This is a genomic window from Yimella sp. NH-Cas1, from assembly GCF_022359705.1.
GTDB lineage: Bacteria > Actinomycetota > Actinomycetes > Actinomycetales > Dermatophilaceae > Yimella > Yimella lutea.
Map to the genome: position 1 here is coordinate 1,082,856 of NZ_JAKSGG010000003.1, position 15,965 is coordinate 1,098,820.

Below are 15,965 nucleotides of genomic sequence, written 5' to 3' on the forward strand. Positions count from 1 at the left end.
ATCGCCTATCGCTGTGGCGATGATTTGGAGCCAAACTTCCTGGATGACCGGGCTCCACCCCCGCAGCCCGGGATCCCCTGGAGGAACAGTGAACCGACGGATTTTCCGTGCCGTGGTGGGCACGACAGCTGCCGTGACGGCAATGACATGCGCAGGAGGCGCAGCGACCGCGGCCCCGGTCGTGGGCCAGGTGGCCACTTCGGCGGTGCCCGGTGACGACGCACCCTCGAAGGTCCAGCGCGACAACCTGCCCGACCCGATGCACGAGGCGCAGGGCAAGTTGCGCAACGACGCCGTCAAGCAGGTCGTCGCCGGCAAGGCCAACCTGAAGACCATCAACGGCAAGCGTGTTGTCGAGATGAAGAAGGCCAAGGGCGCTCAGAAGGGCAAGTACGTCCAGTACGACGTCAACCGAACCGCCTCGATCTTCACGATCCTCGCCGAGTTCGGAGACCAGACCAAGCCGGCCCAGGGTGGTGGCGCAGGTCCGATGCACAACCAGATCGAGCAGCCCGACCGCTCGGTCGACAACAGCACCATCTGGAAGCCGAACTTCGACCGGGCACACTTCCAGGACCTCATGTTCGGTCCGACGAACTCGATGCAGCACTTCTACAAGGCGCAGTCCCAGGGATGCTTCTATGTCGTGTCAAGCAGCTGGCGCGAGCACTTCTGGTCCTGGGTGGGTCGCGGCGAGGGTGCGGAAGATCTGCCGTCCGACGTAGCGCTTGAGGCAGCGTCGGATTTCCTTGCTGGTCTTGCCCTCGGCCAGGCGCCGTTGGACGTAGGCCCGGGTGTCTGGGTCAGTTCGCATGCGGGTCAGCACGATGGTGTTCAGTGCCCGGTTGAGCCGGCGGTCGCCGCCGCGGTTGAGGCGGTGACGCACGGTGTTGCCGGACGAGGCGGGGATTGGTGCAGTGCCGGCGATCGCGGCGAAGGCCGCTTCGCTACGGATGCGTCCAGGGTGGGACCAGACGGTCAGGATGATGGCTGCGGTGACGGCGCCTACGCCGCGCAATTCGAGGAGCTCGGGCGCCTCGGCGGTGACGATCTCGGTCAGTCGCTGACGGTTCTCGAACAGCTCCTCATCGAGCACGAGCACGCGCTTGGCCAGTCGGACTGCCTCAGCGCGGGCGGTCGCCGTCCCGATCCCTTCCTCGCGACGTCGCCATCCAGCGATGGTGGTGACCTGCTGGGAAGTCAGAGACTTTCGGGCATCGACGCCGAGGTCGTGACTGCGCAGCATCGAGGTCAGTGCGTTGATGCACCTGGTCCGCTCGACGTTGAGGTGCTCACGGGCGACGGTGAGGACCCGCAGCGCGGTGTGCGCTTGACCGGCGCGGCGATCACGTAGCGAGGCCAGCGGCATGACCAAGCTGGCACGGGCAGCGAGGACAGCGTCAAGAGCGTCGGTCTTCCCGCGGCCACGTTCGCGCCGAGGGGTTGGTGCTTCGACCACGCGGTAGCCCGCATCAGACAGGACGTCGCTGAGAACAGCCCCGTAGGAGCCAGTTCCTTCGGCGGCGATCAGCACCGAGTCGAGATCACCTTGGGTGCGGCGACCGATCCAGTCCCTCGCGCGACGCAGCCCGGCCGGGGAGGTCGGGAAGGTGGCTTGGTCGAGCAGTGCCCCGCGGTCATCGACGACGGCGTAGCTGTGGGTTGCGGCGTGGGTGTCGACCCCTACGACGTAGCGGTAGGTCTCAGCCACCGTGACCGGCAGACTGGGCATGCGATGTTCTCCTCACTTGTTCGGGTTGGACGTCGTTGCCGGCGTCAGCCCGGGTGAGAAGTCACGACGAGGCGGGCCTGTAATGAGTCACACCACCGGGACGGCAATCCCGTTGGTGGACATGCTTCTGATCAAGCCATCGTTGTGGGCCAGGGTCGGCGCCGGCACCCAGCGCACGCTGGACAGATCCCAGGCATGACACCCCCAAGGGGGTCAGGCGATTCAGGAGTCACAACGCGCACCGGGTGACCGACGCCAACCCTGCCAGCCAGCCCCAGGCCAGCCGAGACGAAGACTTACAGGCGCTTCAACGTCACCGGTGACGTCAGCGACTGGGTCAAGCTGCCCTACAACGAGGCGCGCTACGGCCACAATCCGGTCCCGGGCGACGGCACCAGCGAGGCCGAGGGCTACTGGTCGTTCATCGGCGACTCGGCCACCGCGTGGTACAACGCGCAGAAGGCTGCCGGCAAGACCGACCAGCAGATCAAGACCTACCTGGCGCAGTTCGACAAGTGGGACCGTTACGACTACGACGGTGACGGCAACTTCGATGAGCCGGACGGCTACATCGACCACTTCCAGGCCATCCACGCCGGCCAGGGCGAAGAAGTCGGAGGCGGCGCACAGGGCGAGGACGCGATCTGGTCCCACCGCTGGTCCGTCCAGTCGGGTACCGGCACCACCGGTCCGGCCAACTTCAAGGCCGGCGGTGTGCAGATCGGTAACACCGGCATCTGGATCCGCGACTACACGACCGAGCCGGAGAACGGTGGCCTCGGTGTGTTCGCGCACGAGTTCGGCCACGACCTCGGCCTGCCGGACCTGTACGACACCGCGGGTGGCGACAACAGCACCGCGTTCTGGTCGCTGATGAGCGCCGGTTCCTACCTCAACGACGGTGGCCCCGACGGCATCGGCACGATTCCGGGCTATATGGGTGCCTGGGAGAAGATGTTCCTCGGTTGGTCCGACACCAAGACGGTGAACTACGCCAAGGGTACGAGCCAGACTGTCACCACTGGACCGGCCGACCTGGACGACAAGAAGCTTCCGCAGGCTGTCGCCGTCAACCTGCCGAACCGCACGCTCGTGGAGCAGTACACCAAGCCCAAGACCGGAACGATGGAATGGTGGAGCGGTCGTACCGATGGCACCACCACGTCGCTCACCCGCGACATCGACCTGACCAACGCCTCGACCGCGTCCGTCTCGGCTGCTGTCGCCTACGACATCGAGACGAACTACGACTACCTGTACTCGCAGGTCTCCACCGACGGTGGCACCACGTGGAAGAACGTCGCCGCGCCGCTGACGGGTAAGAACCTCAACTGGGCGACCAAGACGGTCGACCTGTCGGCGTACAAGGGACAGAAGATCAAGTTCCGTTTCGCCTACGTGACCGACGAGGCCTACAACGAGGCCGGCGCGTTCCTGGACGACATCGTCACCACCATCGACGGTGTCTCCAGCACCGAGGGTGCGGAGTCCGAGACCTCGGCGTGGACCGCGAAGGGCTTCACCCGAATCGACGGAACCGTCACCAAGCAGGTGCCGCAGTACTACCTCGCCGAGTACCGCCGTTACGCCGGGTACGACGCCGGCCTGCGGACCGGTCCGTACAACTTCGGTTTCGCGAACACCAAGCCCGACTGGGTGGAGCACTTCCCCTACCAGGACGGCCTGCTGATCACCTTCAGCGACGGTCGCTACGAGGACAACAACACCTCGGTGCACCCGGGCGGCGGACTCGTCCTGCCGGTCGACGCCAACCCGGCGAACATGAAGTTCTCGGACGGTACGAAGGTCGGCAACCGTCGCCAGCCGTACGACGCGACGTTCACCACGCAGGCTCGTGACGAAATCACGTTGCACCGCAACGGTGTTCCGACCACCTTCCCGTCCAAGCCGGGCGTGACCACGTTCGACGACAGCGACCCGGACCGCTACTACGACGCCACCAACCCGTGGGCCTCGACAAAGGTCGCCGGCTCCGGCACGACGATCCGCGTCCAGAACCACGCGGCTAAGTCGATGAAGCTGGTCATCTCGTTCAAGTGATCGCACAGCAGTAAGCCGCGACCCTCGCGGTGAGATGCGTGGCCCCGGGTGTGAATCACCCGGGGCCACGCGTATGACGCCGCAGTAGGCCAAGATGGGAACCATGGATCGGCAACAGGAATTCGTGCTGCGCACCATCGAGGAACGCGACATCCGGTTCGTACGGGTGTGGTTCACCGACGTGTTGGGAACCTTGAAGTCGGTGGCGGTCGCCCCGGCCGAGCTCGAGGGGGCGTTCGTCGAGGGCATCGGCTTCGACGGCAGTTCGATCGAGGGACTGGCCCGGGTCTACGAGGCCGACATGCTCGTACGGCCGGACGCTTCGACCTTCCAGATCCTGCCGTGGCGCGGTGAGCGTCCCGGCACCGCGCGGATGTTCGCCGACATCCGGTTGCCCGACAACTCACCGAGTGCCGCTGACCCGCGCAGCGTGCTGCGTCGGGCGCTGGGCAAGGCGGCCGAGAAGGGGCTGACCTTCTACACCCACCCGGAGATCGAGTTCTATCTGTTCGAGAAGGACCTGTCCTCCTCCGGTGAACCGGTGCCGATCGATCAAGCGGGCTTCTTCGACCACGTCCCGCAGGGTGCCGGCCACGACTTCCGTCGAGCGGCGATCTCGATGCTGGAGACGATGGGCATCTCGGTGGAGTTCAGCCATCACGAGTCCGGTCCAGGCCAGAACGAGATCGATCTGCGTTATGCGGACGCGTTGTCCACCGCAGACAACATCATGACCTTCAAGACGGTCGTGAAGGAGGTCGCGCTGGAGCGCGGCATCTTCGCGTCCTTCATGCCCAAACCGCTTGCGCACCAACCGGGTTCGGGCATGCATACGCACGTGTCGCTGTTCGAGGGTGACACCAACGCGTTCTACGAACCCGGTGCGCCGTACCAGCTGTCGCTCACCGCACGCCGCTTCATCGCGGGCGTCCTGAAGCATGCACCGGAGATCTCCGCCGTCACCAATCAGTGGGTCAACTCCTACAAGCGGCTATGGGGCGGCCAAGAGGCTCCGGCGTACATCTGCTGGGGCCACAACAACCGCAGCGCGATGGTGCGAGTGCCGATGTACAAGCCGAACAAGGGCGCCTCGACCCGCGTCGAGATCCGGTCCCTCGATCCGTCCTGCAACCCCTACCTGGCGTACGCGCTCGTGCTGGCCGCAGGCATGCGCGGCATCGAGCAAGAGTACGAGTTGCCTCCCGAGGCGGAGGACGACGTCTGGAACCTCACCGACCGCGAACGCCGAGCGATGGGCATCGACCCGCTGCCGGCGTCCCTCGACCACGCGATCCACCTGATGGAGGAGAGCGAACTGGTCGCCGAAACCCTTGGCGAGCACGTCTTCGACTTCTTCCTGCGCAACAAGCGCGCCGAGTGGGCGGCCTACCGCGAGCAGGTCACCCAGTTCGAGATCCAGCAGTACCTCTACCGGCTGTGAGCGCCGAGTCCGCCCTGACCGACGGCGCCCTCACCCGCGTCGGCTTCCTGGAACCGTCCCGGAGCAAGGGTCTGCTGGAGCAGGTGCCCGACTGGTCGCCGGAGGCGTTGGTCGGCCCGTTGTCGAAGGTCGCCGATCCCGATGGCGCGGCCCTGGGCCTGGTCCGGTTGTACGAGGCGCTGGACGCCGGTGATCGCCAGGAGGTCGGCGAGCTCTTGGCACAGGACGGCGACCGCGCCGATCGGTTGTTGCATCTGCTCGGTGCATCCTCCGCACTCACCGACTGGCTGGTGCGCCGCCCCGAGCAATGGCGCGAGGTCGCGGACGCCACGATCGGCGACGAGGCGACGCTGCGCGAGGCGGTCTCGAACGAGGTGAGCGACAGCACCGGTCCGGAAGCGGTCGATCTGCTGCGGATCGCCTACAAGCGCCAACTGCTGAAGATCGCGGCTGTCGACCTCTGCGGCAACTCGGTCGAACTGCTGCCCCAGGTCTCGCAAGCGCTTGCGGACCTGGCCGGCGCCGCGCTGCAGACCGCCCTCGACATCGCCTCCCGTGAACACGACGACAGTGATCGGTGCCGGCTCACCGTGATCGCGATGGGCAAGTGTGGGGCACGCGAGCTCAACTACATCTCCGATGTCGACGTCGTGTTCGTGGCCGAGCCGGCCGACGGTGCCGACGAGGACGAAGCCCTTTCTGTGGCGACGAAACTGGCGATCGACCTGATGCGGATCTGCAGCACCTCGACCGGGGAGGGAAGCCTGTGGGAGGTGGACGCGGCGCTGCGCCCGGAGGGCAAACAAGGCCCGCTGGTGCGCACGGTGGCCAGCCATCGTCGTTATTACGAGCGTTGGGCGAAGACGTGGGAGTTCCAGGCGCTGCTGAAGGCACGACCGGTTGCGGGCGACATGGAACTCGGCGCGGAGTATCTCGACGCCATCCAGCCGATGATCTGGCAGGCCGCCCACCGGGAGAACTTCGTCGAGGACGTCCAGGCCATGCGTCGCCGCGTCGAGCAGCACGTGCCCGCCGGGGAGGCGGCCCGGCAGATCAAGCTCGGGCCTGGCGGCCTGCGCGACATCGAGTTCAGCATGCAGCTGCTCCAGCTGGTGCACGGCCGCACCGACGAACGATTGCGGCTGCGCAGCACTCTGGCGGCGATCGACGCGCTCGCCAACCGCGGTTACATCGGTCGTACCGACGCCGCAAAGCTGGACCAGGCGTACCGGACCCTTCGGGCGATGGAGCACCGCATCCAGGTCTCGAAGATGCGGCGCACCCACTTGATGCCGACCTCCGAGACCGACCGTCGGCGGATCGGGCGCGGACTCGGCTTCCGTAGTGACGCCGACACCGAGATCGAGTCGCTGTGGCGCAAGCAGTCGCGCGAGGTGCGCCACCTGCACGAAAGCATCTTCTACCGTCCGCTCCTGTCGGCCGTTGCGCGGTTGTCCGACGACGACGCTCGTCTGAGCCCGCAGAGTGCGGCCGACCGGTTGAACGCGCTGGGTTACCGCGACGCCAAGGGAGCCATGCGTCACCTGGAGGCTCTGACCGGGGGAGTGACCCGGCGCGCGGCGATCCAGCGCACGCTCATGCCGGTGATGTTGCAGTGGTTCGCCGAGGAGCCCGATCCTGATCTGGGCCTGCTCACGTTCCGCAAGATCAGTGAGGCCCTGGGCACCAGCCCCTGGTATCTGCGCATGCTGCGCGACGAAGGCTCCGCCGCCGAGACCCTGGCGCGGGTGCTGGCCACCAGCCGGTTCGTGTCCGGGCTGCTCGAACGCGCCCCGTCCGCTGCCGCGCTCGTCGGCGACAAGGACGCGCTCGTCCCGTTGTCGAGTGAGGCGATCATCACCGCGATGAAAGCGGCCGCGTCCCGCCAGGAGGATGACGAAAAGGCCGTCGTCGGGTTGCGGTCCACCCGGCGCACCGAACTCATCCGCATCGCGATCGCCGACCTGTCCGGCGACCTCGACACGGACGCGGTCGAGAACGCACTCAGCGACCTCACCGCAGCCACCCTGCATGTCACGCTGGGAATCGCGATCCGAGCGGTGGAAAGGGAAGCGGGAGAACGACTTTCGACCCGCGTCGCGATCATCGGCATGGGCCGGCTCGGGGGCCGCGAGTGCGGTTACGCCAGCGACGCCGACGTGCTGTTCGTGCATGATCCGGCCGAGGGTGCTGACCCGAAGACTGCCGAGAAGCAGGCCGAAACCGTGGTCGGCTTCGTCCGCAAACACCTGAGTTCCGCAGGCCCTGACCCAGCCTTGGGCGTCGATGCCGACCTGCGTCCGGAGGGCAAGGCCGGTCCCTTGGTCCGCACGCTGGAGTCGTACGCCGCGTACTACGAGCGCTGGTCCGAGGGCTGGGAGGCGCAGGCCCTGCTGCGTGCCTCGCCGGTCGCCGGCGACCCGGACGTCGGTCGCCGGTTCATCGAGATCATCGACCCGCTTCGTTACCCCGAAGGCGGCATCGACGACAAGGCCGTTCGTCAGATCCGCACCCTGAAGGCCCGCATGGAGGCCGAACGCATCCCGCGCGGCGGCGACCTGAAACGGCACTTCAAGCTCGGTCACGGCGGTCTGTCGGACGTCGAATGGACCGTCCAGATGCTGCAACTGCAGCACGCCGCCGCCTACCCCGACCTGCGTCACCCGGGCACGATGACTCCACTCAAGGCGCTTGCCGAGCACGGTCTGATCGACGACGAGGCGGCGTCGATGCTTCGGCAGTCCTGGACGCTTGCCTCGCGCCTGCGTAACGCGTCCGTGCTGTGGCGCGGCCGTGCCGTCGACGGGTTGCCGAGCAACATGACCGACGCGAACGGCATCGCCCGGGTGATGGGCTGGCCGGTTGGCTCGGGCAACCAGCTGTCCGAGCGGTATCGCCGAGCGGCGCGTAAGGCGCGTGGTGTGGTCGAGGAAGTGTTCTACGGCGAGAAGGAACGCCTCGGCCGGGACCCCAATCCGACCCGGTGAGCAGCTGGTCGGGCGGCCGTTCGGTGGACGGTTCTACATCACACCGGCGAGCTTCGTAGACTGAAGCACGTGCTTTCCCGTATCGATCTGCGCGGCACCGCCCTGTCCGACCTGGACGCCCGTGGCCTGCGTAACACCCTGCCCCGTGCCGAGTTCGACGTCGAGGCCGCGCTGGACACGGTCCGTCCGATCTGCGAGCAGGTCGAGCATGGTGGCGTCGAGGCGCTGCTGGAGCTGGGGGAGAAGTTCGACGGCGTCCGACCCCCGCAGCTTCGGGTGCCCGCCGAGGTCATCACCGCCGCGCTCGAAACGCTCGACCCGGCCGTCCGCGCCGCGCTCGAGGAGTCGATCCGCCGCGCTCGCCTGGTGCACGCCGACCAGCGCCGCACCGAGGTGACCACGAAGGTCAGCGACGGTGGCACGGTCACCGAGAAGTGGATCCCGGTCGATCGGGTCGGTCTCTACGTCCCCGGCGGCAAGGCGGTGTACCCGAGCTCGGTGGTGATGAACGTGGTGCCCGCGCAACTGGCCGAGGTCGGCTCGATCGCGGTCGCCAGCCCCCCTCAGAAGGACAATGGCGGTTACCCGCACCCGACGATCCTGGCCGCGTGCGCGCTGCTCGACGTCGACGAGGTGTACGCGGTCGGCGGGGCACAGGCGGTCGCGATGTTCGCGCACGGTGCGCGGGACGCGTCCGGAGTCACGGTCTGTGAACCGGCCACCTTGGTCACCGGCCCGGGCAACATCTACGTCGCCGCCGCCAAGCGGTTGCTCAAGGGGCTCATCGGAATCGACGCCGAAGCGGGCCCCACCGAGATCGCGATCCTCGCCGATGCCACCGCGCAGCCGGACCTGGTGGCGGCCGACCTGATCAGCCAGGCAGAGCACGACGAACTGGCTGCATCGGTGCTGGTCACCGACTCGGTGGAGCTGGCCGACGCGGTCGACGCCGCGCTGGAGCGCCGGGTGCCCGCGACCAAGCACACCGAGCGGGTGCGTATCGCGCTGACCGGGCGCCAGTCGGGCACTGTCCTCGTCGACGACGTGTCGGCCGGACTGCGGGTCGTCGACTCCTACGCGGCCGAGCACCTGGAGATCCAGACCGCGGACGCAGCCTCGGTGGCTGCCAAGGTCCGCAATGCCGGCGCGATCTTCGTCGGCGACCACTCGCCGGTGAGCCTGGGCGACTACGCCGCCGGTTCGAACCACGTCCTGCCCACGGGCGGATGCGCGTGCCACAGCAGCGGTCTGTCGGTGCAGTCCTTCCTGCGCGGTGTCCACGTCATCGACTACTCTCGTGACGCGCTCGACGAGATCGCCGAAACCGTTGTGACGCTTGCAAATTCGGAAGATCTACCGGCGCACGGCGAGGCCGTGACCGCCCGCTTCGAGGCGCGCTCATGAACGAACTCGACCGACTGCTGCGCGCGGATCTGCGCGGCCGCACCGCCTACGGCGCTCCGCAGCTCGACGTGCCCGTGGCGCTCAACACCAACGAATCCTCCTACGGCGTCTCACGCGAGGTGGTCGACGCGATCCTCGCCGAGGTGGAGGCCGTCGCGAGCACGCTCAACCGGTACCCCGACCGTGAGTTCACCCGGCTGCGCACCGACCTGGCCGACTACCTCACCCGGACGACCGACGTGCACGTGGAGCCGGACGAGGTCTGGGCGGGCAACGGCTCCAACGAGGTGCTGCAGCACATCGTGCAGGCCTTCGGCGGCACCGGACGTACCGCCCTCGGCTTCACCCCGTCGTACTCGATGCACCCGATCATCAGCGGCGTGAGCGGTACGAGCTGGGTCGACGGAATGCGCACCCAGGATCCGTCCCGCTTCGACATCGATCTCGACCTCGCGGTGGAACAGGCAGCGGAACATGACCCGTCGGTGGTGTTCCTCACCTCCCCGAACAACCCGACCGGCACCGCACTCGACCTCGACGTCGTGCAGGCCGTGTACGACGCAGCACCGAACGCGATCGTCGTCGTCGACGAGGCGTACGCCGAGTTCGCGCGACCGGGCACGCCCAGTGCGATCACGCTGCTCAAGGGACGGCCGCGACTGGTGGTGACCCGCACGATGTCCAAGGCGTTCGCCTTCGCGGGGGTGCGTCTGGGCTACCTGGCCGCTGACCCACACCTGATCGACCTGCTCCGTCTGGTCCGGATGCCCTATCACCTCTCGTCCGTCACGCAGGCGGTCGCGTGTGCCGCTCTCGAACACCGCACCACGATGTTGTCGATGGTCGAGGCCATCAAGGCCGAGCGTGACCGATTGGTCGCGGGGTGCACCGATCTCGGGTTGCGACCGGTGCCGAGTGATGCGAACTTCGTCCTCGTCGGCGGGTTCGACGACGCCGCCACGACCTGGCAGGCTCTGCTCGACCAGGGGGTCCTGGTGCGTGACGTCGGCATCGCCAACCACCTGCGGATCACCGCAGGCACACCGGACGAGACGGACGCCGTCCTCGCCGCCTTCAGCACTGTCCTCGCCACCGCGCGAGGCGCGGACGAACGTCAGGAGACAGCATGAATTCCGTTCACGCAGAGCCCTACTCGCCGCAGAACCAGCCGCACCGCGTCGCTGAGTTGTCGCGCAAGACCTCGGAGAGCTCAGTCGAGGTGCGGGTCGACCTCGACGGAACCGGGAAGGCCGAGATCTCGACGGGTGTGCGCTTCTACGACCACATGCTCGAGAGCTTGGCGAAGCACTCGCTCATCGATCTGCGGGTCAAGACCGTCGGCGATGTCGACGTGGACGCTCACCACTCGGTCGAGGACACCGCGATCCTGCTCGGGCAGGCCGTCCGTGAGGCGCTCGGTGACAAGTGCGGGATCAGCCGGTTCGGCGATGCGACGGTGCCGCTGGACGAGGCACTCGTGCAAGCCGTCGTGGACGTGGCCGGTCGCCCCTACTTCGTGCACGTCGGTGAACCCGACGGGCAGATCTACGCGATCATCGGCGGCGACTACACCGGCTCGCTGACCCGACACGTGCTGGAGAGCTTCGCGCACCACGCAGGGATCGCGCTGCACGTTCGCGTGCTGTCCGGTCGCGACCCGCACCACATCGTGGAGACTCAGTTCAAGGCGGTCGCCCGAGCGCTGCGCGCCGCGATCGCGCGCGACCCGCGCGTCGAGGGCGTGCCCAGCGCCAAGGGCGTGCTTTGAGCCGATGAACCGATCATGAGTCGAACGCTGCCCGGCGTTCTGCTGCTGCACGCCGACGCCAAGCTGACCGACGCGTGGGTGCGGCGCGGTGTGGTGCCCAGCTACGTCGTCCCGCTGCCCGGCTGGACCGCGGTCGTCCCCGCCGGACCGACTCAGCTGTCGGCCCCATACGACGACGCGTTGACCGTGACAGCGAACCGTCCGGTACCGACCCGGCTGCGAACAGCCTTGGGGTTCTTCGTGATCGACGGTATTGCGATCGTGTCCGCGCAGACCCGTGGCTGGCGCTCCGCACCGCGGATGGTCAGTTGGACGCCCGGTCACGGCGCGGATGAGGTGCCTGGTTTCCCACCGCTGAAGCTCGGTCAGCTCGCCGAGTCGGCGGGTCTCGACGAGAACGATGTCGCCGGGGTCCGTCGGGTGCTCGCGGCTCGCGCCGGTGACCCGACCGCGCAGTTGCAGCAGTTGATGCACGCTCTCGCATTGCCGGGTGCCGGGATGCTGTCCGGCGAGGGCGTGAAGTCCGACCTCGAAGCAGTTCTGGTGGAGCCCGACCGGAGCGCCGTCGGTCACTTCGAGAAGGTTGCCGGCGACGAGGCCGAGATGCGCGCCGAACTGCGGGAGAACCTGTGAAGCGGGTCGTCGTCCTCGACTACGGCAGCGGCAACGTGCGCTCCGTCGTCCGCATGCTCGAGCGGGTCGGCGCTGATGTCGAGTTGACGGCCGATCGTGAGGCCGCACTGTCGGCCGACGGACTGTACGTGCCCGGTGTCGGCAACTTCCACGCGTGCATGGCCGGCCTCGACGCGGTCGGTGCTGCCGGATTGATCGAGCAGCGGCTCACGAACGGGCGTCCGGTTCTCGGCGTCTGCGTCGGCTACCAGGTGATGTTCGACGGCAGCGCCGAACCCAGCCCGGCCCCGTTGCCGGGCCTTCGGCGCTGGGCCTGCGAGGTCGGCCGTCTCGAAGCCGACGTCGTCCCGCACATGGGGTGGAGTCAGGTCGCCGCCGGGGCGGGGAGCGTGTTGTTGGACGGTCTGGACGGCGAACGGTTCTACTTCGTCCACTCCTTCGCCCCGTCGCGCTGGGGAGGTGCCGACACCGCCGTCGTCAGCACGGCCACGCACGGTGGCTCCTTCGTCGCCGCGGTTGAGGACGGCCTGCTGGCAGGCACACAATTCCACCCGGAGAAGTCCGGGGACGCCGGTGCGCAGTTGTTGCGCAACTGGTGTGATTCGTTGTGAGACAAGGGAAGTGACATGACCGAACAGCCACGCCTCGAGCTTCTTCCGGCCGTCGACGTCGTCGACGGCCAGGCCGTCCAACTGGTGCAGGGCATCGCCGGCACCGGTGGTGAGTTCGGTGACCCTTGGCTGGCCGCGAAGGGTTGGCAGGACCAAGGCGCCGAGTGGCTGCACCTCGTCGATCTCGACGCCGCCTTCGGTCGCGGGTCGAACCACGAACTGCTCGCCTCCATCGTGCAGCGTCTCGACATCAAGGTGGAACTGTCCGGCGGCATCCGCGACGCCGAGACCCTCGAACGGGCGCTGGCCACCGGCTGCCGCCGGGTCAACCTCGGCACCGCTGCGCTGGAGCACCCGGAATGGACCGCCCGCGCGATCGCCGAGCACGGCGACCGGATCGCCGTCGGGCTCGACGTCAAGGGCACGACGCTCGCCGCGCGTGGCTGGACCAAGGAAGGCGGCGACCTCTACGAGACGCTCGCCCGCCTCGACGGTGAGGGTTGCGCTCGTTACGTGGTGACCGATGTCGCCAAGGACGGGATGATGCAGGGCGCGAACGTCGACCTGCTGAAGGACGTCTGCTCACGCACCGACCGTCCGGTCGTCGCATCGGGTGGTGTCTCGACGTTGGACGACCTACGTGCGATCCGTGAACTGGTGCCGAACGGTGTCGAAGGGGCGATCGTCGGTTCGGCCCTGTACAAGCGGGCGTTCACGCTGCCCGAGGCGCTCGACGTCGCCGGGCGTGCGTGAGAACGCTGTGAGCTCCGAGGTACCTGACTCGACCGACGAGCAGTTCGACTCCGCAGGGCAGACCTGGCGGGGTAGGCAGGTCACCGACACCGGTTTCGGGCACGATGACGGTTCGGCGAGTCCGACTGTACTGCATGCCCTTTCAGCTCCCGGTGACGAAGTCTCGCTGATGGCGACCCTCGCCGACGCCCGCTTCCTGGTTCCGATCGTCGCCGACGCCACCGAGGTCGTCCAGGGCGGCGGCCTGCACGCGGACAAGGCCGCCGACATGGCGGTGGCGGTGCTCGTCGGACAGGACGGCACGCGTGCACTGCCGGTCTTCACCTCACTCGATTCGCTGCACGCGTGGGATCCGGCGGCACGGCCTTCCCCGGTGGCAGCGGACAAGGCCGCGCAGGCTGCGGTGAGCGAGCGCGCCGACGTGATGGTGGTCGACCTGGCCGGTCCGCACCAGGCCGTCCTGCGACCCAGCATGGTGTGGGCGCTGGCGATGGGACGTCCGTGGCGTCCGGCACACGAGGACGAGCACGTCATCGCAGCGGTCGACTCGGCGGTGGCGCTCGAACAGGCTGCGGCCGGAGCGTCCTGTGAGGCCGGGGAGAACGGCGCACTACGCATCGTGCTGCACCTGCAGCCCGGGCTGGACGCGTCCGAGGTTTCAGCCCTCGCGCAGCGCGTGGGGGAGAGACTGGCGACCGACGGTGAGGTGCGGGCCCGCATCGACGCGGTCTCGTTCGCCGTCCGCCCAGCCGAGTAGGGCTCGGCGGGGCGCTCAGTCGCCGTCGAGTTCGTCGGTCCAGTCGTCCAACCGTTCCCACTCGTCCTGCAGCCAGGCATCGATGTGCTCGTCCGGTAGCGAATCTGCCTGTCGCACATCGATATGGATCTGCCGACGCAGTGGCAGGGCCCGCCAGATGTCGGGCACCGAGCGAAGGTCCTCCACTCCCTGATGGCCCGCGACGAGCACCTGGGAATCGGGCCTGGCCTGCAGGATGCGGCGCACACCGGTGGATCGTGGCGACAGCACCCGCGGGTTGCGTTCCAGCCAGGCCGCTCGCTCGGTCTCACCCTTCTCGATCGCCTCGGCGAGATCGGACGCGTGCCGGCCGGGTGACCAGTTGCGGCCTTCGGGGAACAGGAGGGTCGCGTCGTTCACCTCGACCTGTTCGGCGAAAGCGCGCAACTGTTCGTCACGCACCTGCGCAGTCATGCCCTCACCGAGGAAGTAGGCGTGCAGTCGACGCAAGCACAGGTCCATGGCCGGGTCCCACAGCAGCGCCCGTTTCAACACACGAACCGGTGCAGTTCCTGGCCGAGCACGACCACATGTCGTGCCTGCCACTCCTGCTGATTGCGTCGCCAAGGCGGCATCACACACCACAACCAGGTACAGCGCACGAACACCGACCAGTCGAGCAGGACGGCGGCCGCACAGGTCCACGTCAGGCGCCATCCGCGCTTGCGGCGGCTGGGCAACTCCAGCACCCACAACAGACAGCCGAGGACGACGAGCAGCAACATCATGACCGGCGCGACAACGGCGTAGATCGGATCGCGAAGGATCCGACGGACGATCAGCGCAGGGACCGGCGGATTCACCGGCGCAGGCCGGTCAGGTGTGCGGACGCCGCGTCGTAGGCGTCGTCGATCCGGCGGCGGACGGCGGTGTTCGACATCTGGCCGAAGGACACGGACGGTGCCGCTTCGGTGCCGGTCGGCAGCACGATCAGTTCGACCTCGTCGGGCACCGATTCGATCTCCTCCAGATACCGGTGGCGCCGGGCGATCTCGAACGCGACCTGACCCACCTGCCAGGGCCATCTGGGGGCGCGCAGCGCGCGGTCGACCCGACCGACGTGCATCACGAAGATTCGGTCGCAGTCCAGCAGCATCGCGCGGCCGACGGGGATCGAGTGCACCAGACCGCCGTCGAAGAAGTGCTCGTCGCCGATCCGGAACGGCGGGAACATCCCTGGTACCGAACAGGATGCGACGACTGCTTCGGCGAGCGGTCCTTTGGTGAACCAGTGCGCCTTCGCCTGCTCGACGCTCGCTGCCACACACTGGAAGCGCACCGGGAGGTCTTCGATCGATCGGGCCGGCAGTTCGTCACGCAGCAGTTTGAGCAGCCCGCCGGAGGGGTAGAGGTGAGTGCGTAGGTCTCGTCCGCGAGGACGGCGCAGATAGTCCGCTCGGTCGCGCAGTCCGCGCACCGTGGTCAGGTGTGTCCACAGGTCCTCCAAATCGGCGAGACCTGACGCGTCCGGTCTCCCGGCGAACGCCGCCCCGTTGATCGCCCCGATGCTGGTGCCGAGGACGACGTCCGGGGTGATGCCGTGGTCGACCAGGGCTCGTAGGGCGCCGATCTGGGTGGCACCCAACACACCGCCGCCACCGAGGACGAAGGCGGTGCGCGATGTGCTGACGGGGGCGGCGCGAGGATCGTCATGAACGGCGGGGGACACGTCGCGACGATATCCGAGCGATCGCCCTGTCGACCGAGCACAATGGCGCACGATTCGGTGAGGCCTCGGTGAGGCCTCGGCGGGACCGGGGTGAGGTCCCGTCGAGACCT

At 67.7% G+C, this 15,965-nt stretch carries 14 protein-coding genes; 10 read left to right on the forward strand and 4 right to left on the reverse strand.

All coding sequences use genetic code 11. The features are described from left to right. Window positions 1-649: 649 nt before the first annotated feature. On the reverse strand, window positions 650-1,732 hold the full coding sequence (locus tag MF407_RS05600; RefSeq protein WP_192912052.1) for an IS110 family transposase: 1,083 nt from the start codon (window positions 1,730-1,732) through the stop codon (window positions 650-652). A 261-nt stretch (window positions 1,733-1,993) separates the two neighbouring features. On the opposite strand from MF407_RS05600, the gene MF407_RS05605 reads away from it, so the two are divergent. From MF407_RS05605 to MF407_RS05650, 10 genes are all read left to right on the forward strand, one after another. Beyond that, a complete protein-coding gene (locus tag MF407_RS05605; RefSeq protein ID WP_275578446.1) occupies window positions 1,994-3,793 on the forward strand; it encodes an immune inhibitor A domain-containing protein in 1,800 nt (599 codons plus the stop codon). A 103-nt stretch (window positions 3,794-3,896) separates the two neighbouring features. Beyond that, complete coding sequence (glnA, locus tag MF407_RS05610) at window positions 3,897-5,234, forward strand: type I glutamate--ammonia ligase (RefSeq protein WP_129626695.1); 1,338 nt, start codon at window positions 3,897-3,899, stop codon at window positions 5,232-5,234. Continuing rightward, on the forward strand, window positions 5,231-8,221 hold the full coding sequence (locus tag MF407_RS05615; protein WP_239701702.1) for a bifunctional [glutamine synthetase] adenylyltransferase/[glutamine synthetase]-adenylyl-L-tyrosine phosphorylase: 2,991 nt from the start codon (window positions 5,231-5,233) through the stop codon (window positions 8,219-8,221). Before glnA ends, MF407_RS05615 begins: the two co-directional genes overlap by 4 nt. A gap of 69 nt (window positions 8,222-8,290) precedes the next feature. Next, window positions 8,291-9,625: a histidinol dehydrogenase gene (gene hisD, locus MF407_RS05620; RefSeq protein ID WP_239701703.1), complete on the forward strand. Its 1,335-nt coding sequence runs from the start codon at window positions 8,291-8,293 to the stop codon at window positions 9,623-9,625. Next, window positions 9,622-10,755, forward strand: a complete 1,134-nt coding sequence (locus MF407_RS05625) for a histidinol-phosphate transaminase (protein ID WP_129626701.1) — start codon at window positions 9,622-9,624, stop codon at window positions 10,753-10,755. Before hisD ends, MF407_RS05625 begins: the two co-directional genes overlap by 4 nt. Beyond that, the gene (gene hisB, locus MF407_RS05630; protein WP_129626703.1) at window positions 10,752-11,393 is read left to right on the forward strand and encodes an imidazoleglycerol-phosphate dehydratase HisB; all 642 of its coding nucleotides are present in this window, start codon (window positions 10,752-10,754) and stop codon (window positions 11,391-11,393) included. The genes MF407_RS05625 and hisB overlap by 4 nt, the downstream gene beginning before the upstream one ends. A gap of 15 nt (window positions 11,394-11,408) precedes the next feature. After that, window positions 11,409-12,026, forward strand: a complete 618-nt coding sequence (locus MF407_RS05635) for a hypothetical protein (protein WP_129626705.1) — start codon at window positions 11,409-11,411, stop codon at window positions 12,024-12,026. Beyond that, window positions 12,023-12,637 (forward strand): imidazole glycerol phosphate synthase subunit HisH, encoded by a 615-nt coding sequence (gene hisH, locus MF407_RS05640; protein WP_141928772.1) that lies wholly within the window; start codon window positions 12,023-12,025, stop codon window positions 12,635-12,637. Before MF407_RS05635 ends, hisH begins: the two co-directional genes overlap by 4 nt. Before the next feature lie 15 nt (window positions 12,638-12,652). Beyond that, entirely contained in the window at window positions 12,653-13,390 is a 738-nt protein-coding gene (priA, locus tag MF407_RS05645) for a bifunctional 1-(5-phosphoribosyl)-5-((5-phosphoribosylamino)methylideneamino)imidazole-4-carboxamide isomerase/phosphoribosylanthranilate isomerase PriA (RefSeq protein WP_129626709.1), read from the forward strand. Then, window positions 13,383-14,147 carry an SseB family protein gene (locus MF407_RS05650; RefSeq protein WP_239701704.1) on the forward strand — a complete coding sequence of 255 codons (765 nt, stop codon included), beginning with the start codon at window positions 13,383-13,385 and terminating at the stop codon, window positions 14,145-14,147. Before priA ends, MF407_RS05650 begins: the two co-directional genes overlap by 8 nt. A 15-nt stretch (window positions 14,148-14,162) precedes the next feature. Here the strand turns inward: MF407_RS05650 and MF407_RS05655 are convergent, their stop codons facing one another. From MF407_RS05655 to MF407_RS05665, 3 genes are read right to left on the reverse strand one after another with little or no spacing between them, the layout of a single operon-like run. Beyond that, a complete protein-coding gene (locus tag MF407_RS05655; RefSeq protein ID WP_239701705.1) occupies window positions 14,163-14,648 on the reverse strand; it encodes a hypothetical protein in 486 nt (161 codons plus the stop codon). 26 nt (window positions 14,649-14,674) lie between these two features. Beyond that, entirely contained in the window at window positions 14,675-14,989 is a 315-nt protein-coding gene (locus MF407_RS05660) for a hypothetical protein (RefSeq protein WP_239701706.1), read from the reverse strand. Beyond that, on the reverse strand, window positions 14,986-15,855 hold the full coding sequence (locus MF407_RS05665; protein ID WP_239701707.1) for a patatin-like phospholipase family protein: 870 nt from the start codon (window positions 15,853-15,855) through the stop codon (window positions 14,986-14,988). The genes MF407_RS05660 and MF407_RS05665 overlap by 4 nt, the downstream gene beginning before the upstream one ends. Window positions 15,856-15,965: the final 110 nt, after the last annotated feature.